This window comes from Ruegeria sp. YKSF070 (assembly GCF_059612725.1).
This window is the reverse complement of record NZ_JBXWRD010000007.1, coordinates 25,247-42,317: the sequence shown is the minus strand read 5'-3', so window position 1 is coordinate 42,317 and position 17,071 is coordinate 25,247. Positions and strand designations below refer to the sequence as shown.

Below are 17,071 nucleotides of genomic sequence, written 5' to 3'. Positions count from 1 at the left end.
CGGTCAGAGCAGGTCGGTGAAACCGCCATACTGACCGCGCTTGAACATCAGCCCCTTGCCGGGGCGATGGGTTGCGCGCAGGACCTCGCCGACCAGGATCAGGTGGTCGCCCGCCGGGTGGCGGGCCTGGATCTCGCAGTCGAACCGGGCCAATGCCCCGGCCAGCGTCGGCACCCCGTTCAACCCCGGCGCCCAGTCGATGCCGCTGAAGTCGAGCCCGTCCAACGCAAAGCGTTGGGCGAGCGCGTGCTGACCTTCGGCCATCACATGGATTGCGTAGTGGCGGGTATTGGCAAAGGTTTCGAAACGGGCGGAGGTGTTGGCCAGGCTCCACAGCACCAGCGCCGGTTCCAGCGAGACCGAGGCAAAGGAGTTGGCGGTGATCCCGGCTGGCCCCCGCGCGGATTGCGCGGTGATCACGGTCACACCGGTCCCGTAACAGCCCAGCGCGTCGCGAAAGGCGCGGGCGCTGTCGGGGCCGGGGGTGAATGTGGTCTCGGTCATCTCAGCCTCGGGTCGGGAATGCGCCCCCACGTGCCATGGTGGGGCGGGATTGTCCATGCCGGGGATCGCCTGAAAATCGGCGGTCGAGAGATCGGGTTTGCGGTTCATGCCCGCAGCAAAACACCAAAATATGCGTTTTTGATGTTTGAATTGCGCCACATGAGGGTCGGGTCGCGACCGGCTCAGTTCAGATCCTCGAGCAATCGCCCGTGTTTGCGGGTCTCGCGGATCACCGCGCCAAACGTGTCGAGCCCGCGCGCCCGCAGCATCGGCAGCATCCTGCACAGCACCTCGGCAGTGGCCTGGGCATCGCCCAGCGCGGTGTGACGCAGCGGTGCGGGGATGGTGACCCCCAGCCGGTCGCAGAGCGCGTCGAGCGTGTGGGTCTCGCTGGCGCCGAACAGCACCGCCGAAAGCAGCACGGTGTCGAGGATCGGGTGATCCCAGTCCAGCCCGCAGCGCGGCCCGTGGCGGCGCAGGAACGCCATGTCGAAGGGTGCGTTATGAGCCACGATCACCGCGTCGCGGGCGAAGTGGTGGAACTGGCGCGCAGCGGTCACGATATCGGGGGCGTCGGCCACCATCGTGTCGGACACGCCATGGACCTTGGTCGAGGCGGGCGGGATCGGGCGGCCCGGGTTGACCAGTTGGTCGATCCGCTCGCCCGGTACGATCCGGCCCTTGACCACCCGCACCGCGCCGATCTGCACGATCTCGTCCTTATGGGGCAGGAGCCCGGTGGTTTCGGTGTCGAAGACGGCAAAGACAAGGCTGTCGATCCCGCGTGCCTCCAGCGCCGCCTCGGCGGGCTGGCTCAGCAGGTCGAAGTCATAGACCAGCGGGCGCGCCGCTTCGGGGGCGATGCGGCTGCTCGCCTCGTCGAGGATCAGCATATATCCTGGCGCGTCGCCCAGAGGCTTCATACGCGCCTGATAGCTTTGCGCGCCATCGGTGCCGGTCAGGGTACAGTTTTGCTCCAGCCCGGTCTTGACCAGCCGGGCATAGGCATGCTCCAGCCCCTCGCGCTGGAAATAGTCGAACAGCGAGGCATTGAGCCGGGGATGGGCGATCTGCGCCAACACGCCCGCCGCTTGCCCGTCATAGAGCACGATCTGATGGGCAGGGTTCGCGAGGAGCATGGCGACCGGTATCTCGGTCAGGAGAGCGGTCAGTCGTGCGGTCTCGGCGGCCAGATGCGCGGTCTCGGCGGCAACGACGGCGGCGGTGTCCATGGCGCTGCTGCTGAGTTGGCCCGCCAGCCCGGCGGCGGCAGGCGCCAGATCGCCCAGATAGCGTGCCGCGTGCAGGTCCAGCTCGCCTGCCACACCCGCATGAGCGCGGGCGCGCATGCTGGCCGACAGGCGCTCGATCGGCTTGGCGACATTCTCGTCGAACAGGAGCCAGACCCCCGCCACCAGCGCCAGCAGGCCAAAGCCCGCGCTCAGCGCCGCCAGCACGAAGGCGTCCAGCAATTCGGGGCTGCCGGCGCGGGCATAGGCCAGCCAGAGCGCGCCCAGGACCACAGCCACGCCTCCCGCCGCGAGCAGGCAGAAGAAAAGAAAGATGCGCAGGCGCAGGCTCAATCCGGTCAGCATGTCACACCTCGCAGGCGGCCTGGATGAGCGGGTCACCCTGTGGCGGGCGGCGCCAGTCGGCGCCTGCTACACTGCCATCGGCGGCAAACTCGGCGCCATCGGCCAGGCTGGCGCGGCGCTGGCCGTCACAGTCGATCAATACCGGCAGGCGGTTGACCGCGGCCCAGCGGCCAAAGAAATAGAGGTCGATGAGGCGCTGGCCGGGCTGGCCGGGATGGGTCTTGAGGCTGGTGGCATCCAGAGCGGCGAAGCGGTCGACAAATGGCACCAGATAGGTCCAGGGCCGGTAGAGGGCGCGACTTTCCACCGTTTCGACGACCACCATGCCTTCGGGCAGGGAGGCGCGGGTACGTCCGTACCAGCCATATTCGCTGGTGATGGTCACGCCGATCATGCCGCAGCCGGCGGCCACTGGCGCCAGCCAGCGCGGCAGGCGCCCGCCCAAGAGCCGGTTCAGCGCCATGACCACACCGGCCATGGCCAGACCCGCCACAAGGGTTCCGATCAGTTCCAGAAACATCGCCTTGTCCCTCCAGTGCGTTTCAACTTGGCCGTGCGGCAGGGGCAAGATTTTTCGTCGAAAAATCTCTGCCCGCGTGCCGGTCAGCTCAGCATGCCTTTGCCATGGCCCACTGCCGATTGCATCGTCTTTACCACCACGAAGGCATCGCGCAGATGACTTCGCTCAAAGTCCGACAGCGAGGTGGGCGCCAGGTAGTTGTCCGGCGCCTCGCCGCGCCGCACCAGCACGGCCTGATGCTCCAGCCGGGTTTCGGCGATCAGGTCATAGGCGTCCTTGAGGTCGCGCGCGCCGGACGGGCTGAGCACGCCCGCGGCCTCGGCAGCCTCCAGCCGGGCGCGGGTGCCGACCTCGGTCAGCTCGCCTTGCAGCGCATAGATGCGGCCCAGATCGACCACCGGCACCACGCCGTTGTGTTTCAGATCGAGCGTGTTGCGATGCTCGCCCGATCGGATGGTGGCGAAACCGCGCAACAGGCCCAGGGGCGGCGTGTGTTTCAGCGAGTTCGAGATCATATGGGCGACAAAGATCGAATTGGCCCGTGCCGCCCGCAGGGTTTCGGCCTGAAGGTCGGTGAACAGCGCCTGATGCCCGCCGATAGGGCGCAGGTCGAACATGACGCTGGCCAGCATCTGCGCCTCGGGGTTCGGCTTGGCGATCCAGCCGCGGAAATAGTCGCGCCAGACCCGTACCGGCTGGCACCAGCGCGGGTTGGTGGCCATCATGTCGCCGGGGCAATAGACGTAACCACAGGTATTGAGGCCGTCGCAGACGAACTGCGCCAGTTCCCGGAAGTAGGGCATCTGGGCCTCGGTCACCTTGTCGTCCAGCATCAGGCAATTGTCCTGATCCGAGACGCCTGTCTGTTCCTGCCGGCCCTGGCTGCCGCAGGCAAGCCAGAGATAGGGCACCGGCGGAGGCCCGAGTTTTTCCTCGGCCAGCGCCAGCAGGCGGCGAGTGGCGGTGTCGGCGATATCGGTGATCAGGCGGGTGACCACCTCGTGCCGGTTGCCTCCGGCGACCAACTGCACCAGCAGGCGCGGGATCTCGGCGGTGACCTCGGCCATCTCAGCGGCACTGGTGGCGCGGGCGAGGCGGCTCACCAGTTCGGCGGAACTGACCGCCTGGAACCGGGTCAGATCGGTCTGGGTGACCATGCCCACCAGCCGCCCGGCCTCGACAATCGGGATATGCCCAATATGGCGCTCCATCATCGCGTGCAGCACGTCCGATCCGATGGCCGAGGGGGCGAGGGTGAGCGGGGCAGGGGTCATCACCTGATCGACCGGGGTATCGGGGCTGCGCGCCTCGGCCACCACCTTGCCCGAGAGATCGCGCTGGGTAAGGATGCCGACCAATGCACCGTCTTCGCAGACACAGAGAGAAGAGATCGAGCGCGCGCGCATCTCCTGCGCCGCCGCCTGTACCGTGGTATCCGGCGCGCAGGTGGCAGGATCGCGGGCCATCAGGGTCTCGACCCGGCTGGTGGCGAGGCTTTGCACCTGTGGGCGCGGCGCGCGGGCGCGGTTGAAGAATTTCGCCACCACCGGATGGGCGGCCATGAGGTCCGAGAACAGATCGGGCGGCAGCACCAGCAACACCGAATGAGCATCGGCGCGGGCCGAGGTTACGGCGTGCCCGTCACGCAAGAGACCGCGTTCGCCGAAGGAGTTGCGCAGGCCCAGATGCGAGACCACCGCGCCGTTCTCGTCGCGGATCTCGATCTGGCCTTCGTAGACGATGAACAGGCCCGGAAGCTTTTCGCCCAGATCGTAGACGGTGAAATCGCGCTCGACCTCCCAGGCGTCCAGCCGGGTGGCGATCTGCTCCAGTTCTTCCAGCGGCAGCGCATCATAGGGGTGCACCGATTTCAGGAAACGGGTGATCTGGTCAGGGGTAAGGGGCATGGGGCAGCACCGGGTCTTGAATGAAAAAGTCCCGCCGGGACAGGGCCAGGCGGGACATGGTCAGTAAAGGCGGTCCGCAATCGGGAGGGAGTGCGGGCCGCCTTGCATCTCAGTGGTCCTGAGCTGCGCTTGCGCCTCGGGGGATGCGCACGCTTTCGACCAGGTCCTTGATTTCCTGCGGGGTCTCCTTGGTCATGCCGGCGACCAGATAGGCGACGCCGAAGTTGACCGCCGCACCGATGGCGCCGAACGAGGTCGACTTGACCGTGCCCAGAAGCGGGTCGGCATCGGTGAAGGAGTTGGTGCCGGGGATGAAGAACCAGCCCTTGTGCAGGAAGATGTAGAGCAGGGTCACAAGCAGACCGGCCAGCATCCCGGCCACCGCGCCGCTGTTGTTGATCTTCTTCGAGAAGATCCCCATCATCAGCGCCGGGAAGATTGAGGCCGCTGCCAGGCCAAAGGCCAGTGCCACGGTCTGCGCGGCAAAGCCCGGCGGGTTCAGACCCAGATAGGTCGCCACCCCGATGGCCACGGCCATCGCGATCCGCGCCGACAACAGCTCTCCCTTTTCCGAGATGCCCGGATTGATCGAACCCTTGATCAGGTCATGGCTGACCGCCGAAGAGATCGCCAGCAACAGACCGGCGGCGGTGGACAGCGCGGCGGCAAGACCACCGGCAGCGACCAGACCGATCACCCAACCGGGCAGGTTGGCAATCTCCGGGTTGGCCAGAACCAGGATGTCGCGGTTGAAGTTGGTCAGCTCGTTGCCGGCCCAGCCCTTTTCCGCGGCCTTGGCCTGCATGGCCTCGGAATTGTCGTTGTAGTACTGGATCTTGCCGTCGCCGTTCTTGTCTTCCCAGCCCAGTAGGCCGGTTTTCTGCCAGTTGGCCATCCAGTCATAGCGCGGGTCTGTTTCGATCTGCTCGATCGAGACGGCCTCGCCATTGGTGCCATTGGGCCAGAACATGTCGGTGATGTTCAGGCGGGCCATGGCGCCCACGGCCGGGGCGGTCAGGTACAGCAGCGCGATGAACACCAGCGCCCAGCCCGCCGACCAGCGTGCGTCCGACACCTTGGGAACGGTGAAGAAGCGCATGATGACGTGGGGCAGACCGGCGGTGCCGATCATCAGCGATAGGGTGAACAGCACCATGTTGAACGTGTCGCCGTTATGGGTGGTGTATTCGGCGAAACCCAGCTCTTTCAGGATCGCGTCCAGCTTGGCCAGCAGCGGCTCGCCGCTGGCAGTATGGTCGCCGAACAGGCCCAGGCCCGGGATCGGGTTGCCGGTCAGTTGCAGCGAGATGAACACGGCCGGGATGGTATAGGCCATGATCAGCACGACATATTGGGCAACCTGGGTATAGGTCACGCCCTTCATGCCGCCGAAAACCGCATAGGCGAACACCACGCAGGCGCCGATCAACAGGCCAGCGGTGTTGGACACTTCGAGGAAGCGGCCAAAGGCCACGCCCACACCGGTCATCTGGCCGATCACATAGGTCACCGAGGCGACGATCAGGCAGATCACGGCCACAAGGCGTGCGGTCGAGCTGTAGAAGCGGTCGCCGATGAACTCGGACACGGTGAACTTGCCGAACTTGCGCAGATAGGGCGCCAGCAGCAAGGCGAGCAGCACGTAACCGCCGGTCCAGCCCATCAGGAAGGTCGAGTTGTCATAGCCGACAAAGGCGATGAGACCGGCCATCGAGATGAACGAGGCCGCCGACATCCAGTCGGCCGCGGTGGCCATGCCGTTCATGACCGGGTGCACGCCGCGTCCGGCAGCGTAGAATTCCGACGTGGAACCCGCGCGGGCCCAGATCGCGATGCCGATGTAAAGCGCGAACGAGGCGCCCACGAACAGCAGGTTGATGGTAAACTGATCCATGGCTGATTACTCCTCGTCCACGCCGAATTCGGCGTCGAGCTTGTTCATGCGCCAGGCGTAGAAAAAGATCAGCGCCAGGAACACCAGGATCGAGCCTTGCTGGGCAAACCAGAAGCCCAGATCGGTACCGCCCACGGCGATGCCGCTGAGCATGGGGCGCAGCACGATGCCGAACCCGAAAGACACCAGCGCCCAGATGACGAGGCTGATGAGAATGATCCGCACATTGGCCTTCCAATACCCTGCCTGGGCATCGCTGGACTGTGCGGAGGTTGTGCTGTGGTCCGCCATCGCGGGTCCTCCTTGCTTCCTCCTGAGGCGCCCGGCTGCGGCCCGGACGGTCTCACTCCTGAAACCCGCCGATTGGCTGGCGGGCATGACTCCTCCGGTCCGCCAGGGCGGTCCTTCAGAACTGTCTTGCGGGGGGTGGGCGCGGCGCGGGCCGAGCCCCGGTCTTTCCCGCCTAGGCCATCGCCCCCTTGACGATGGTGGCGAGGCCCTGGGCGATCTCTTCGATCCCGCCCATGGCGTCGATCCGTTGCAGCACGCCGTGTCCGTCGTAATAGGCGATCAGCGGCGCGGTCTGCGCGTGATAGGCCTCGAGTCGGCTGGCGACGGTCGCGGCATTGTCATCGGCGCGGCGCTTCATCTCGGTGCCGCCGCACTTGTCGCATTTGCCTGCCTCGGCGGGCTGCTTGAACGTGTCGTGATAACCCTCGCCGCAGCCGCCACAGGTGAAACGGCCCGAGATGCGGGTCACCATCTCTGCATCCTCGACCTCGAGGCTGATGGCGGCGTTGATGCACTGGCCGCTCTCGGTCAGCAGCGTGTCCAGCGCCTCGGCCTGCACGGTGGTGCGGGGAAAGCCGTCGAGGATAACGCCCTTGGCGCAATCGGGCTCGGCTAGCCGGTCGCGCAGGATGGCGATCACGATCTCGTCGGAGACCAGGTCACCCGCCTCCATCACCGCCTTGGCCTTTTTGCCGGCGGGGGTACCGGCGGCCACGGCTGCACGCAGCAGGTCGCCGGTCGAGAGTTGCACCAGCCCGAACTTGTCTTCCAACATGCGGGCCTGGGTGCCCTTCCCGGCGCCCGGAGGGCCGAGAAGGATCAGAACGGCGGGGGTGGTCAGAGTGGCAGCGTCCATGGTCATACCCTTACTTGCCGGCGCGATTGGCGATCAGATCGTCGACCACCGAGGGATCGGCCAGTGTCGAGGTATCACCCAGCGAGCCAAAGTCGTTCTCGGCGATCTTGCGCAGGATGCGGCGCATGATCTTGCCCGAACGGGTCTTGGGCAGGCCCGGCGCCCACTGGATCACGTCCGGGCTGGCAATCGGGCCGATCTCGGTGCGCACCCAGGTGCGCAGCTCCTTCATCAGCTCGTCCGACGGCTCGCGGTCGTTCATCAGGGTGACATAGCAATAGATGCCCTGGCCCTTGATCTCGTGCGGGTAACCGACCACGGCGGCCTCGGCCACGGCGGCATGAGCGACCAGCGCGCTTTCCACCTCGGCGGTACCCATGCGGTGACCCGAGACGTTGATCACGTCATCGACGCGGCCGGTGATCCAATAGTCGCCGTCGGCATCGCGGCGGCAACCGTCACCGGTGAAGTAATAGCCCTTGTAATCGGCGAAATAGGTCTTCTGGAACCGCTCGTGATCACCCCAGACGGTGCGCATCTGGCCCGGCCAGCTGTCCTTGATGCAGAGCACGCCCTCGACCCCGTCGCCGCTGATCTCGACACCCGATTGCGGGTCGAGCACCACCGGCTGAACGCCGAAGAAGGGCTTCATCGCGGCCCCCGGCTTGGTGGCATGGGCACCCGGCAGCGGCGTCATCAGATGGCCGCCGGTCTCGGTCTGCCACCAGGTGTCGACGATCGGGCATTTGCCCTTGCCCACCACGTCATTGTACCAGTTCCAGGCCTCGGGGTTGATCGGCTCGCCCACGGTGCCCAGCAGGCGCAGGTCGCTCAGGTCGTGCTTTTCGACAAAGCTGGTGCCCTGGCCCATCAGCGCGCGGATGGCGGTGGGGGCGGTGTAGAACTGGTTGACCTTGTGCTTGGCGCAAACCTCCCAGAAGCGGCCCGCGTCAGGATAGGTCGGCACGCCCTCGAACATCAGCGTGGTGGCGCCATTGGCCAGCGGGCCATAGACGATATAGCTGTGGCCGGTGACCCAGCCCACATCGGCGGTGCACCAGTAGATGTCGCCGTCGTGATAGTCGAAGGTGATTTCATGCGTCATCGCGGCATAGACCAGATAGCCGCCGGTGGTATGCACCACGCCCTTGGGCTGGCCGGTCGAGCCGGAGGTATAGAGGATGAACAGCGGATCCTCGGCACCCATCTCGGCAGGCGCGCAGTAATCCGACGCCTCGAGCGCCATCTCGTTATAGTCAAAGTCGCGGTCGGCGATCCAGGTGGTCTGGCCGCCGGTGCGCTTGACCACCAGGCATTTGACGCTGTCCTTGCAATGCAGCAGGGCCGCGTCGGCATTGGATTTCAGCGGCGTCTTGCGGCCGCCGCGCGGTGCCTCGTCGGCCGTGATCACCACCTTGGCGTCACAGCCGTTGATGCGCGCCGCCAGCGCGTCGGGCGAGAAACCGGCAAAGACGATGGAATGAATGGCGCCGATGCGGGCGCAGGCCAGCATGGCATAGGCCGCTTCGGGGATCATCGGCAGGTAGATGACGACGCGGTCGCCCTTGCGCACGCCCAGGCTCTCCAGGATGTTGGCCATCCGGCAGACCGAGCCGTGCAGTTCCTTGTAGGTGATGTGCTTGGCCGGTTCGGTGGGCGAATCCGGCTCCCAGATGATCGCGGTCTGGTCGCCACGGCTGGCCAGGTGACGGTCGATACAGTTGGCCGCGACGTTCAGCGTGCCATCGGCATACCAGTTGATCGAGACCTCGCCGAAATTGTAGTTGACGTCCTTGACCTGGGTAAAGGGTTTGATCCAGTCGACCCGCTTGCCCTGCTCGGCCCAGAACCCTTCGGGATCGGCCATCGAGGCGGCATACATCCGGTCATAGGTTTCCGCGTTCACATGCGCCCGCGCCACGGTGTCGGTGGACGGCGCATAGAGCTTGGTCTCGGTCTGAGCTGCTGGTGACATGGATGAGGCTCCTCCCTCTCACTGATTTCATTGCGACCGTTTTCACCCATCCCCATGGGTATTGTCGATCTGCGTTCCAACCCTGCGTAAATCATAGCGGAAACTGAAAAGAAGAAAATAAATACCTGTAAAACAAAGGATTGAATGTAAATTTGTTGATGATTTCAGGGGTAATTTGTAAATTTTGTGAACTCGAATTTGGAAATACCGATGAAAATCAACCCCTGTTCCTGTCAAGGATTTTTCCCCGACCGGCAGGCGGTCGTGGCCCATCCGGGTTTCACGGAAGGCGCGAAAGCCGCATTTCGGGTGTGACATAATGTTTCGGTGCCGGTCTCGCCCGGGCAATCATGCTGCGCAGCGGCATGACCGACTCGCCAGGTTGCGGGCTTGGCATGCTGCCATGTTGGCGCTAGCTTGACCGCAAGCGGTCCGGACGGAAGGACCGCAGCATAGGGAGAGACTTCATGAACAAGATGTTGAGCGGCGCAGTTGCGGCCGCCCTGACCGTGTCTTTTGCCGTCGAGGCAGGCGCCACCGAATGGAACGTGTCGGTCTGGGGTAAGCGCCGTGCCTTTACCGAGCATGTCGAGAAACTGGCCGAGCTGGTCAGCGAAAAGACCGGCGGATCGTTCACCCTGAATGTCAGCTATGGCGGCCTGTCCAAGCCCCGCGAGAACCTGGATGGGATCTCGATCGGCGCGTTCGAAATGGCGCAGTTCTGTGCCGGCTATCACGCCGACAAGAACCGGGCGATCACGGTACTGGAACTGCCGTTCCTGGGCGTGAACACGCTGGCCGAAGAGGTTGCCGTGTCGAACGCGGTCTATGCCCATCCGGCGGCGCAAAAGGAAATGGCGCAGTGGAATGCCAAGCTGCTCATGACCTCACCGATGCCGCAATACAACCTGGTGGGCACCGGTTCGCCGCGCGACGAACTGGCCGAGTTCGAGGGCATGCGGGTCCGCGCGACGGGCGGTCTGGGTGCGGCATTCGCGGCGGTTGGCGGGGTGCCGACCTCGGTGCCCGCGACCGAAGCCTATAACGCGATGGAATCGGGCGTGGTGGATACCGTGGCCTTTGCCCAGCACGCGCATCTGAGCTTTGGCACCATCAACAAGGCCGACTGGTGGACCGCCAACCTGAATCCGGGCACCGTGAACTGCCCCGTGGTGGTGAATATCGACGCCTACGAGGCGCTGAGCGATGACGAGCGCGCGGCGCTCGACAGCTCGATCGACGAGGCCATCGACCACTATCTGACCAACTACGGCACTCTGCTGAAGAAATGGGATGACGTGCTGGCCGAAAAGGGCGTTGAAAAGGTGATGATCTCGGACGAGGTGCTGGAGGAGTTCCGCGCCAAGGTTGCCGGACCGATCAGCGCCAAATGGGTCGAGGACATGACCGCGCAGGGCCTGCCGGGGCAGGAACTGCTGGATCTGGTCCATGCCACGCTGAAATCGGCACGCGGCAGCTGAGGCCGCAACGGGGGCCGGGTGCGCATGTACCCGGCCTGTTCTTTTCCGGAAACCGGACGTAAGGGGGCTTTGCCATGGCAGGGCATGCATCAGTATTGGAGGACGGCAGCGCGCTGAGCCGTCTGGACCGGGCGCTCTTGCGGCTGGAGCGGGTCCTGGCGCTGATCAGCGGGCTGGCGGTGTTTGCGCTGATGCTGCTGGCTGTGGTCTCGGTCGGCGGGCGCAACACGATGAACGCGCCCTTGCCCGGCTATGTGGACTGGATCGAGCAGGCGATGCCGCTGATCGCCTTCATGGGCATCGCCTTTGTACAGCGCGAGGGCGGCCATATCAGGATGGACCTGTTCATCGGGCGGCTTCAGGGCCGGGCGCTGTGGCTGTTCGAGCTGATCTCGGTGCTGCTGATCCTGGGCTTGATGATACTTCTGGTCTGGGGCAGTTGGGCGCATTTCCTGCGTGCCTTCGACATGAACGCGCCACTCTGGAGCCGCGACAGCTCTATCGACATCGGCATTCCGCTCTGGCCTGCCAAACTGCTGGCGCCGGTGGCGTTTTCGGTTCTGTGCCTGCGGTTGGTTTTGCAGGTCTGGGGGTATGGCCGCGCCTTTCTGCTGGGGCTTGATGCGCCGGTAGCGGTGCCGCTGATCCAGGATGTGGCCGCCCAGGCGGCGGCCGAGGCCGAGCAACTGGCGGGGCATGACAATGGATAGTATCGAGATCGGCCTCTGGGTCACCGGCGGGCTGCTGGTCCTGGTTCTGGTCGGCATGCGCGTGGCCTTTGCCGCAGCGCTGGCGGGGCTGGTGGGGCTCATCTGGATTTTCTGGTCCAAGAAGGGCTATGACCCGCAGGATTTCGGCTGGGCGCTGACGGTGGCGGTCAAGACGGCGGGGCAGGTGCCCCATTCCAAGGTGGCAAGCCAGGCGCTGAGCCTGATCCCGACCTTCATCCTGATCGGCTATCTGGCCTATTACGCGGGGCTGACGCGGGCGCTGTTCGAGGCGGCCAAGCGTTGGATGGCCTGGGTGCCGGGCGGGCTGGCGGTGTCGACGGTGTTTGCCACCGCGGGCTTTGCCGCGGTGTCCGGGGCGTCGGTCGCGACCTCGGCGGTGTTTGCCCGCATCGCCATCCCCGAGATGCTGGCAATCGGCTATAACAAGCGTTTTGCGGCGGGCGTGGTGGCGGCGGCGGGGACGCTCGCCTCGCTGATTCCGCCTTCGGCGATCCTGGTGATCTACGCGATCATCGTGGAACAGGATGTGGGCAAGCTGTTGCTGGCGGGCTTTGTGCCCGGCGCCTTCAGCGCGGTGATCTATGTGGCGCTGATCGTGGGCATCGCGGTGCTGTTCAAATCGGTGGGGCCGCCGGTGACCGGGTTCACCTGGCGGCAGCGGTTCGCTTCGCTGCCCGGCGCGCTGCCCATCGTGTTCGTGGTCGTGATCATCATCTTCTTTGTCTACAACCCCTTTGGCGGCGATGCCTGGGGCACGCCGACCGAGGGCGGGGCGCTGGGGGCCTTTGTCGTGTTCTGCATGGCGGTGCTGCGCGGCATGAAATGGGCCGAGTTCAAGAGCGCGCTCCTGGAGACCGCCAAGCTCACGGTGATGATCTTCACCATCATCTGGGGGGTGCTGATCTATGTGCGCTTCCTTGGCTTTGCCGACCTGCCAGGGGCGTTTTCCGACTGGATCACCTCGCTTGCGATGTCGCCGATGCTGATCCTGGTCTGTATCCTTCTGGCCTATGCCGTGCTGGGCATGTTCATGGATGCAATCGGCATGCTGCTCTTGACCCTGCCGGTGGTTTATCCGGCGGTGATGGCGCTGAACGGGGGCGAGGCGGTCAGCGCGGCGGACAGTGCCTTCGGCATGTCGGGGCCAATGTGCGCGATCTGGTTTGGTATCCTGGTGGTGAAAATGGCCGAGTTCTGCCTGATCACCCCGCCCATCGGCCTCAACTGTTTCGTGGTTGCCGGTGTGCGCCCGGACCTGAGCGTGCAGGACGTGTTCCGGGGTGTCATGCCCTTTTTTGTCGCCGATGCGGTGACCATCGGCCTGCTGGTCGCCTTTCCCCAGATCGTTCTCTGGCTGCCGACATTGGCCGGGTAGAGCGTCGTTGACCCCTTCCCAATGCCACGATACGGCACTGGGCAGGGCAGGGGGACAGACCGGATGCAGATCGAGACCGTCATCTATGTGCTGCTCGGCGGTCTGGCAGGCGGTTTCGTCAACGGGCTGGCGGGCATGGGCACCTCGCTTTTTGCCCTGGGGTTCTTTCTGGTGGTGCTCGACCCGGTTTCGGCGGTGGCGCTGACCGCGCTTCTGGCGGTGCTGGCGGGGGTGCAGGGGCTGTGGATCTCGCGTTCGGTGCTTTGGGACGATCCGCGCCGCTGGCTGCGTTTCACCCTGCCGGGCATTCTGGGCGTTCCGCTTGGTCTGATGCTGCTCGACTGGGTCGATCCGGCGGTGCTGCGCCGGATCATCGCGGTGGTGCTGGTGCTGTATGGCGGCTATTTCGGCCTGCGCCGCTCCTTGCCCCGGATCGAGGGGCAGCATCGCTGGGTCGACCGGGCCCTGGGGTTCGTCGGCGGTGTTCTGGGCGGCTTCGCCTCGCTGTCGGGCGTGCTGCCGACCATCTGGCTGTCGATGCGGGCCTGGCCCCGGGCCGAGACCCGCGCGGTGCTGCAAAGCTACAACTTTTCGATCCTGCTCATCACCGTTGCCGGGCTGGCCCTGCGCGGCGCCTACGAGGCGCAGGTCTGGACCGCTTTCGCCGTGGTGCTGCCGGCCGGCGTATTGGCGGCGCAGGCTGGGATCTTCGCTTTCCGTCGCGTTACCGACGCGCAGTTCCAGCGCCTTCTGGTGCTGCTCTGCCTCTGCCTGGGGCTGGGAATGCTGATGCGCGAGGTGCTGGCAGGGTGAGCGGCGGTCGCAAAGGCAACCGTGAACGCTGTCGCCTTGACAGACCCGAAGCGCGCGGCTCTGGTCGGGCGCGGGCCTGTCTGGGGCCAGTCGGAGAGGCGCCATGACCACGCTCGACCTGATGCTCTTTGCCAGCGCGGTGCTTTTGCTGGCGGGCACGATCAAGGGCTTCATCGGATTGGGCCTGCCCACCGTGTCGCTGGCGCTTCTGACGCTGGGCATCGATCCGCGCATGGCGATCACGCTGATCCTGATGCCGATGCTGCTCAGCAATCTCTGGCAGATGGCGCGGGGCGGGCCGCTGGGCCTGCTCATTCGCCGCTATGGCCGGTTTGCGCTGATCCTGGGCTTGTCGGTGGGGCTGACCGCCTGGTTCAGTCGCGAGGCGGGCGACCGGCTGCTGATGGGGGCGCTTGGGGCGATCCTGCTGCTCTACGCGCTGCTCGACAGCCTGCGCCGGGTGCCGCCACTGCCCGAACGCCACGTTGGTTTGATCGAGGTGATCTGGGCTGCACTCACAGGCGTGATCGGTGGGCTGACCGCTGGTTGGGGCGGGCCGATGGCGATGTATCTCAGCGCCCGCCGCGCGCCAAGGGACGAGTTCGTGCAGGCCAGCGGTCTGCTCATTGCCGCTGGCAGCCTGCCGCTGATGCTCTCCTATGTGGTAGCGGGCCACGCCGATCCACGCGGGCTCGGGCTCTCAGCTCTGTTGCTGGTGCCCACTTTCATGGGCTTCGCCCTGGGTGAGCGCCTGCGCCACCGTGCGGACCCGGCATTGTTCCGCCGTGCCCTGATCCTTCTCTTCGTGGTATTGGGCGCCAACCTGATCTGGCGCGCCATGCGCGGCGGCTAATCTCCGCGACCCCGATCAGGCACCGTCCCTCACCTTCTTCTGTTCAAAAATACCTCGGGAGGGGTTCGGGGAGGGCAGAGCCCTCCCCGATCGGCGGATCGCGTCAGCGATCCGAAACCCTCAGTAACTCGCCTCATAGGCGGCGCAGCGCCCGACCGTGTCCATCCCGGCCACATGGGCAATCTCGGACGCCTTATGGGCCAGGTAGACCGGCACCAGCGGTTCGGGGAACCAGCCCGCCACGGTGGCATTGGCACCCAGCCGCTCCAGCGCCTCCTTCAGCGTTTGCGGCAGGCGAACCAGGCCGCGCGCATCCAGCGCTTCGGGCGGCAGCAGCGACAGGTCCTCTTCGGTTGGCTCGGGGGCCGACAGTCCCTCTTCGATGCCCTGGCATCCCGCATGCACGATCGCGGCCAGCGCCAGATGCGGGCAGGCGGCGGCATCCGCGGCGCGGTATTCGATATTGTACTGCCGCGCCACCGAGGCCGGATCGCGCGACGTCACCGGGCAGATCCGCAGCGCCGCCTCGCGGTCGCGAAAGCCAAGGTTGTTATAGGCCGCCGACCAGCGATGCGGCGTCAGGCGCAGATAAGAGACCACCGAGGGCGCGGTCAGTGCCAGGATACTGTCGAGGTATTTCAGCACCCCGGCGGCAAAGCTGGCGGTCAGGGCCGACATGCCGCAGGGGCCCTCGGCGTCATAGGTGGCCGGGCTGCCATCGGCGTTTAGAAAGCTCATGTGGATATGTACCCCGTTGCCGACGCTGGCGGGGTCGCGGATCGGGGTAAAGGTGGCCTCTTGCCCCAGATGCCGCGCGGAGGATCGGGTGATCTCGCGCAGGATCACCGCCGCATCGGCGGCACGCAGCCCGATTTCGGGGCCGATCACCACCTCGTACTGGTTGGGGCCGTATTCCTTCATGATACTGTCGGGGGACAGCCCCACTTGCGCCAGCCGCGCCATCAGCGTTTCGCACAGCGCGCGCTGCGCTTCGAACCCGCCCCGGCCATAGGCCTCGCCCACCGGACCGGGGCCGCCGCGGATCTGGAACTCGTGCTCGAAGGCCGCCAGCAGCCGCGTACCGCTCAGCGCCTCCAGCCGGTCGAGCGCGCTGCGCAGCAGGGCGCGGGTGCACAGGTCCCAGGGGCTGCCATCCAGTTCGACGATATCGCCCAGCATGAAATGTTCGGTGACTTCGCCAAAGCTCAGTTCGACCTCGGCCTCCTCATCGGGGATCAGCAGCAGATCGCCCAGCGCGCCATAGCGGCTGTCGCCGATGGTGTCGAAACAGGTGATCAGTGCGTTGGTGGGGGTCCAGCCGACGCCACGCACCAGCCGCTTGTCGCGCTGCTCGGCGGGAAAGCCCTTGCCCCGCACCTTGCCCGCCAGATCGCAGGTTGCCGCAAAAATCAACGGTGTCATCTCAGCTCTCCCGTGCATGTCCCCTGGCCGCGTCCCAGGCTTCGATCCGGGCGCGGGTCTGGTCCCAATTGTCTTCGCCGACGCGGGTCGCCAGCGCCTCTGTCACCGCCAGCGCGGCCGAATAGCTGTCCCAGATCGTGCCCGTCTCGATCGGCACCGCCAGCACCTCCGAGGCATGGCGGGTGGCCGGCGACAGCCATTTGTCGGTCATCAGCACCACATGTGCCTTGCGGTCGCGCGCGGCCTGTTCGGCCAGCCGCGCCAGATTGGTCTGGTAGCGGCGGAAATCGACCATGAAGAACACGTCGCCTGGCCGCATCCTGAGCAGGTATTCGGGCCATGTCTCGGGGTCGCGGGGCAGGTGGAACACGCCCTGACGCGCCTGGCGCAGGTGAAATGACAGATGCTGCGCGATGGTGTCGCTGATGCGCCCGCCCAACGCGTAGACCGCGCGTTTGGGATCGCCGAGCAGGGCGCAGATGCGCGAGAACTGCCCCTCGGTGATCGCGTCGCGGGCCGAATGCAGCTGTGCCGCCGCGCGGGCGACGAATTCGTCCAGATAGCCGCCCTCGATCCGGGTGCCACCATCATGCAGTTCGACAGGCGAGCGGTCGCCTTCCTTCAGTTCCGAGATCAGCCGGCGCTGCATCTCCTGATAGCCGGAGAGGCCGATCTTGGCCACGAAACGGGTGATCGAGGGCGCCGAGACCTCGGCCCGTTCGGCCAGTTCCTGGATCGAGATCAGCCCGGCATAGGGATAATCCGACAGCAGCGCCGCAGCCAGCTTGCGCTCGGACTGGGTCAGGCTGTCGGCATGGGCCTCGATTGCATGGCGAATGGTCATGGGTCCGATT

The 17,071-nt window shown here is 65.5% G+C and carries 16 protein-coding genes; 5 read left to right on the top strand and 11 right to left on the bottom strand.

The features are described from left to right. Window positions 1-3 precede the first annotated feature (3 nt). The 9 genes from AC2FL1_RS05490 to AC2FL1_RS05450 all read right to left on the bottom strand — a co-directional run bounded on the left by AC2FL1_RS05490 (window position 4) and on the right by AC2FL1_RS05450 (window position 9,860). Window positions 4-504, bottom strand: a complete 501-nt coding sequence (locus tag AC2FL1_RS05490) for a flavin reductase family protein (RefSeq protein WP_234184732.1) — start codon at window positions 502-504, stop codon at window positions 4-6. Window positions 505-686: 182 nt separating this feature from the next. Further along, window positions 687-2,099 (bottom strand): 3'-5' exonuclease, encoded by a 1,413-nt coding sequence (locus tag AC2FL1_RS05485; protein WP_496876233.1) that lies wholly within the window; start codon window positions 2,097-2,099, stop codon window positions 687-689. Between the two features lies 1 nt (window position 2,100). Then, a complete protein-coding gene (locus AC2FL1_RS05480; RefSeq protein ID WP_496823942.1) occupies window positions 2,101-2,619 on the bottom strand; it encodes a hypothetical protein in 519 nt (172 codons plus the stop codon). A gap of 83 nt (window positions 2,620-2,702) precedes the next feature. Next, on the bottom strand, window positions 2,703-4,526 hold the full coding sequence (locus AC2FL1_RS05475; RefSeq protein WP_496823940.1) for a DUF294 nucleotidyltransferase-like domain-containing protein: 1,824 nt from the start codon (window positions 4,524-4,526) through the stop codon (window positions 2,703-2,705). 109 nt (window positions 4,527-4,635) lie between these two features. Next, window positions 4,636-6,420, bottom strand: a complete 1,785-nt coding sequence (locus AC2FL1_RS05470; protein WP_496876232.1) for a sodium:solute symporter family protein — start codon at window positions 6,418-6,420, stop codon at window positions 4,636-4,638. Between the two features lie 6 nt (window positions 6,421-6,426). Then, entirely contained in the window at window positions 6,427-6,711 is a 285-nt protein-coding gene (locus tag AC2FL1_RS05465; protein WP_496823937.1) for a DUF4212 domain-containing protein, read from the bottom strand. A 172-nt stretch (window positions 6,712-6,883) separates the two neighbouring features. After that, window positions 6,884-7,567: an adenylate kinase gene (locus tag AC2FL1_RS05460; protein WP_496876231.1), complete on the bottom strand. Its 684-nt coding sequence runs from the start codon at window positions 7,565-7,567 to the stop codon at window positions 6,884-6,886. A gap of 10 nt (window positions 7,568-7,577) precedes the next feature. Beyond that, a complete protein-coding gene (gene acs, locus AC2FL1_RS05455; protein ID WP_496876230.1) occupies window positions 7,578-9,542 on the bottom strand; it encodes an acetate--CoA ligase in 1,965 nt (654 codons plus the stop codon). 42 nt (window positions 9,543-9,584) lie between these two features. After that, entirely contained in the window at window positions 9,585-9,860 is a 276-nt protein-coding gene (locus AC2FL1_RS05450; protein WP_496876229.1) for a hypothetical protein, read from the bottom strand. A 149-nt stretch (window positions 9,861-10,009) separates the two neighbouring features. Between AC2FL1_RS05450 and dctP the strand changes: the two genes are divergently transcribed. From dctP to AC2FL1_RS05425, 5 genes are all read left to right on the top strand, one after another. Continuing rightward, complete coding sequence (dctP, locus tag AC2FL1_RS05445; protein ID WP_234136561.1) at window positions 10,010-11,023, top strand: TRAP transporter substrate-binding protein DctP; 1,014 nt, start codon at window positions 10,010-10,012, stop codon at window positions 11,021-11,023. A 74-nt stretch (window positions 11,024-11,097) separates the two neighbouring features. After that, complete coding sequence (locus AC2FL1_RS05440; RefSeq protein ID WP_234215826.1) at window positions 11,098-11,733, top strand: TRAP transporter small permease subunit; 636 nt, start codon at window positions 11,098-11,100, stop codon at window positions 11,731-11,733. Continuing rightward, on the top strand, window positions 11,726-13,129 hold the full coding sequence (locus AC2FL1_RS05435) for a TRAP transporter large permease (RefSeq protein ID WP_496823929.1): 1,404 nt from the start codon (window positions 11,726-11,728) through the stop codon (window positions 13,127-13,129). The genes AC2FL1_RS05440 and AC2FL1_RS05435 overlap by 8 nt, the downstream gene beginning before the upstream one ends. A 63-nt stretch (window positions 13,130-13,192) precedes the next feature. Next, complete coding sequence (locus AC2FL1_RS05430) at window positions 13,193-13,942, top strand: sulfite exporter TauE/SafE family protein (RefSeq protein WP_496876228.1); 750 nt, start codon at window positions 13,193-13,195, stop codon at window positions 13,940-13,942. A 103-nt stretch (window positions 13,943-14,045) separates the two neighbouring features. Next, window positions 14,046-14,795, top strand: a complete 750-nt coding sequence (locus AC2FL1_RS05425; protein WP_496876227.1) for a sulfite exporter TauE/SafE family protein — start codon at window positions 14,046-14,048, stop codon at window positions 14,793-14,795. A gap of 120 nt (window positions 14,796-14,915) precedes the next feature. On the opposite strand, the gene AC2FL1_RS05420 is transcribed toward AC2FL1_RS05425, so the two are convergent. Then, entirely contained in the window at window positions 14,916-16,217 is a 1,302-nt protein-coding gene (locus tag AC2FL1_RS05420) for a type I glutamate--ammonia ligase (protein WP_496876226.1), read from the bottom strand. Between the two features lies 1 nt (window position 16,218). Then, the gene (locus AC2FL1_RS05415; RefSeq protein ID WP_496823921.1) at window positions 16,219-17,061 is read right to left on the bottom strand and encodes a MurR/RpiR family transcriptional regulator; all 843 of its coding nucleotides are present in this window, start codon (window positions 17,059-17,061) and stop codon (window positions 16,219-16,221) included. Window positions 17,062-17,071: the final 10 nt, after the last annotated feature.

Coding starts and splice junctions, on each gene's coding strand:
- AC2FL1_RS05490 (WP_234184732.1), bottom strand. CDS start 504: ATGACCGAGACCACATTCACCCCCGGCCCCGACAGCGCCCGCGCCTTT.
- AC2FL1_RS05485 (WP_496876233.1), bottom strand. CDS start 2,099: ATGCTGACCGGATTGAGCCTGCGCCTGCGCATCTTTCTTTTCTTCTGC.
- AC2FL1_RS05480 (WP_496823942.1), bottom strand. CDS start 2,619: ATGTTTCTGGAACTGATCGGAACCCTTGTGGCGGGTCTGGCCATGGCC.
- AC2FL1_RS05475 (WP_496823940.1), bottom strand. CDS start 4,526: ATGCCCCTTACCCCTGACCAGATCACCCGTTTCCTGAAATCGGTGCAC.
- AC2FL1_RS05470 (WP_496876232.1), bottom strand. CDS start 6,420: ATGGATCAGTTTACCATCAACCTGCTGTTCGTGGGCGCCTCGTTCGCG.
- AC2FL1_RS05465 (WP_496823937.1), bottom strand. CDS start 6,711: ATGGCGGACCACAGCACAACCTCCGCACAGTCCAGCGATGCCCAGGCA.
- AC2FL1_RS05460 (WP_496876231.1), bottom strand. CDS start 7,567: ATGGACGCTGCCACTCTGACCACCCCCGCCGTTCTGATCCTTCTCGGC.
- acs (WP_496876230.1), bottom strand. CDS start 9,542: ATGTCACCAGCAGCTCAGACCGAGACCAAGCTCTATGCGCCGTCCACC.
- AC2FL1_RS05450 (WP_496876229.1), bottom strand. CDS start 9,860: ATGTCACACCCGAAATGCGGCTTTCGCGCCTTCCGTGAAACCCGGATG.
- dctP (WP_234136561.1), top strand. CDS start 10,010: ATGAACAAGATGTTGAGCGGCGCAGTTGCGGCCGCCCTGACCGTGTCT.
- AC2FL1_RS05440 (WP_234215826.1), top strand. CDS start 11,098: ATGGCAGGGCATGCATCAGTATTGGAGGACGGCAGCGCGCTGAGCCGT.
- AC2FL1_RS05435 (WP_496823929.1), top strand. CDS start 11,726: ATGGATAGTATCGAGATCGGCCTCTGGGTCACCGGCGGGCTGCTGGTC.
- AC2FL1_RS05430 (WP_496876228.1), top strand. CDS start 13,193: ATGCAGATCGAGACCGTCATCTATGTGCTGCTCGGCGGTCTGGCAGGC.
- AC2FL1_RS05425 (WP_496876227.1), top strand. CDS start 14,046: ATGACCACGCTCGACCTGATGCTCTTTGCCAGCGCGGTGCTTTTGCTG.
- AC2FL1_RS05420 (WP_496876226.1), bottom strand. CDS start 16,217: ATGACACCGTTGATTTTTGCGGCAACCTGCGATCTGGCGGGCAAGGTG.
- AC2FL1_RS05415 (WP_496823921.1), bottom strand. CDS start 17,061: ATGACCATTCGCCATGCAATCGAGGCCCATGCCGACAGCCTGACCCAG.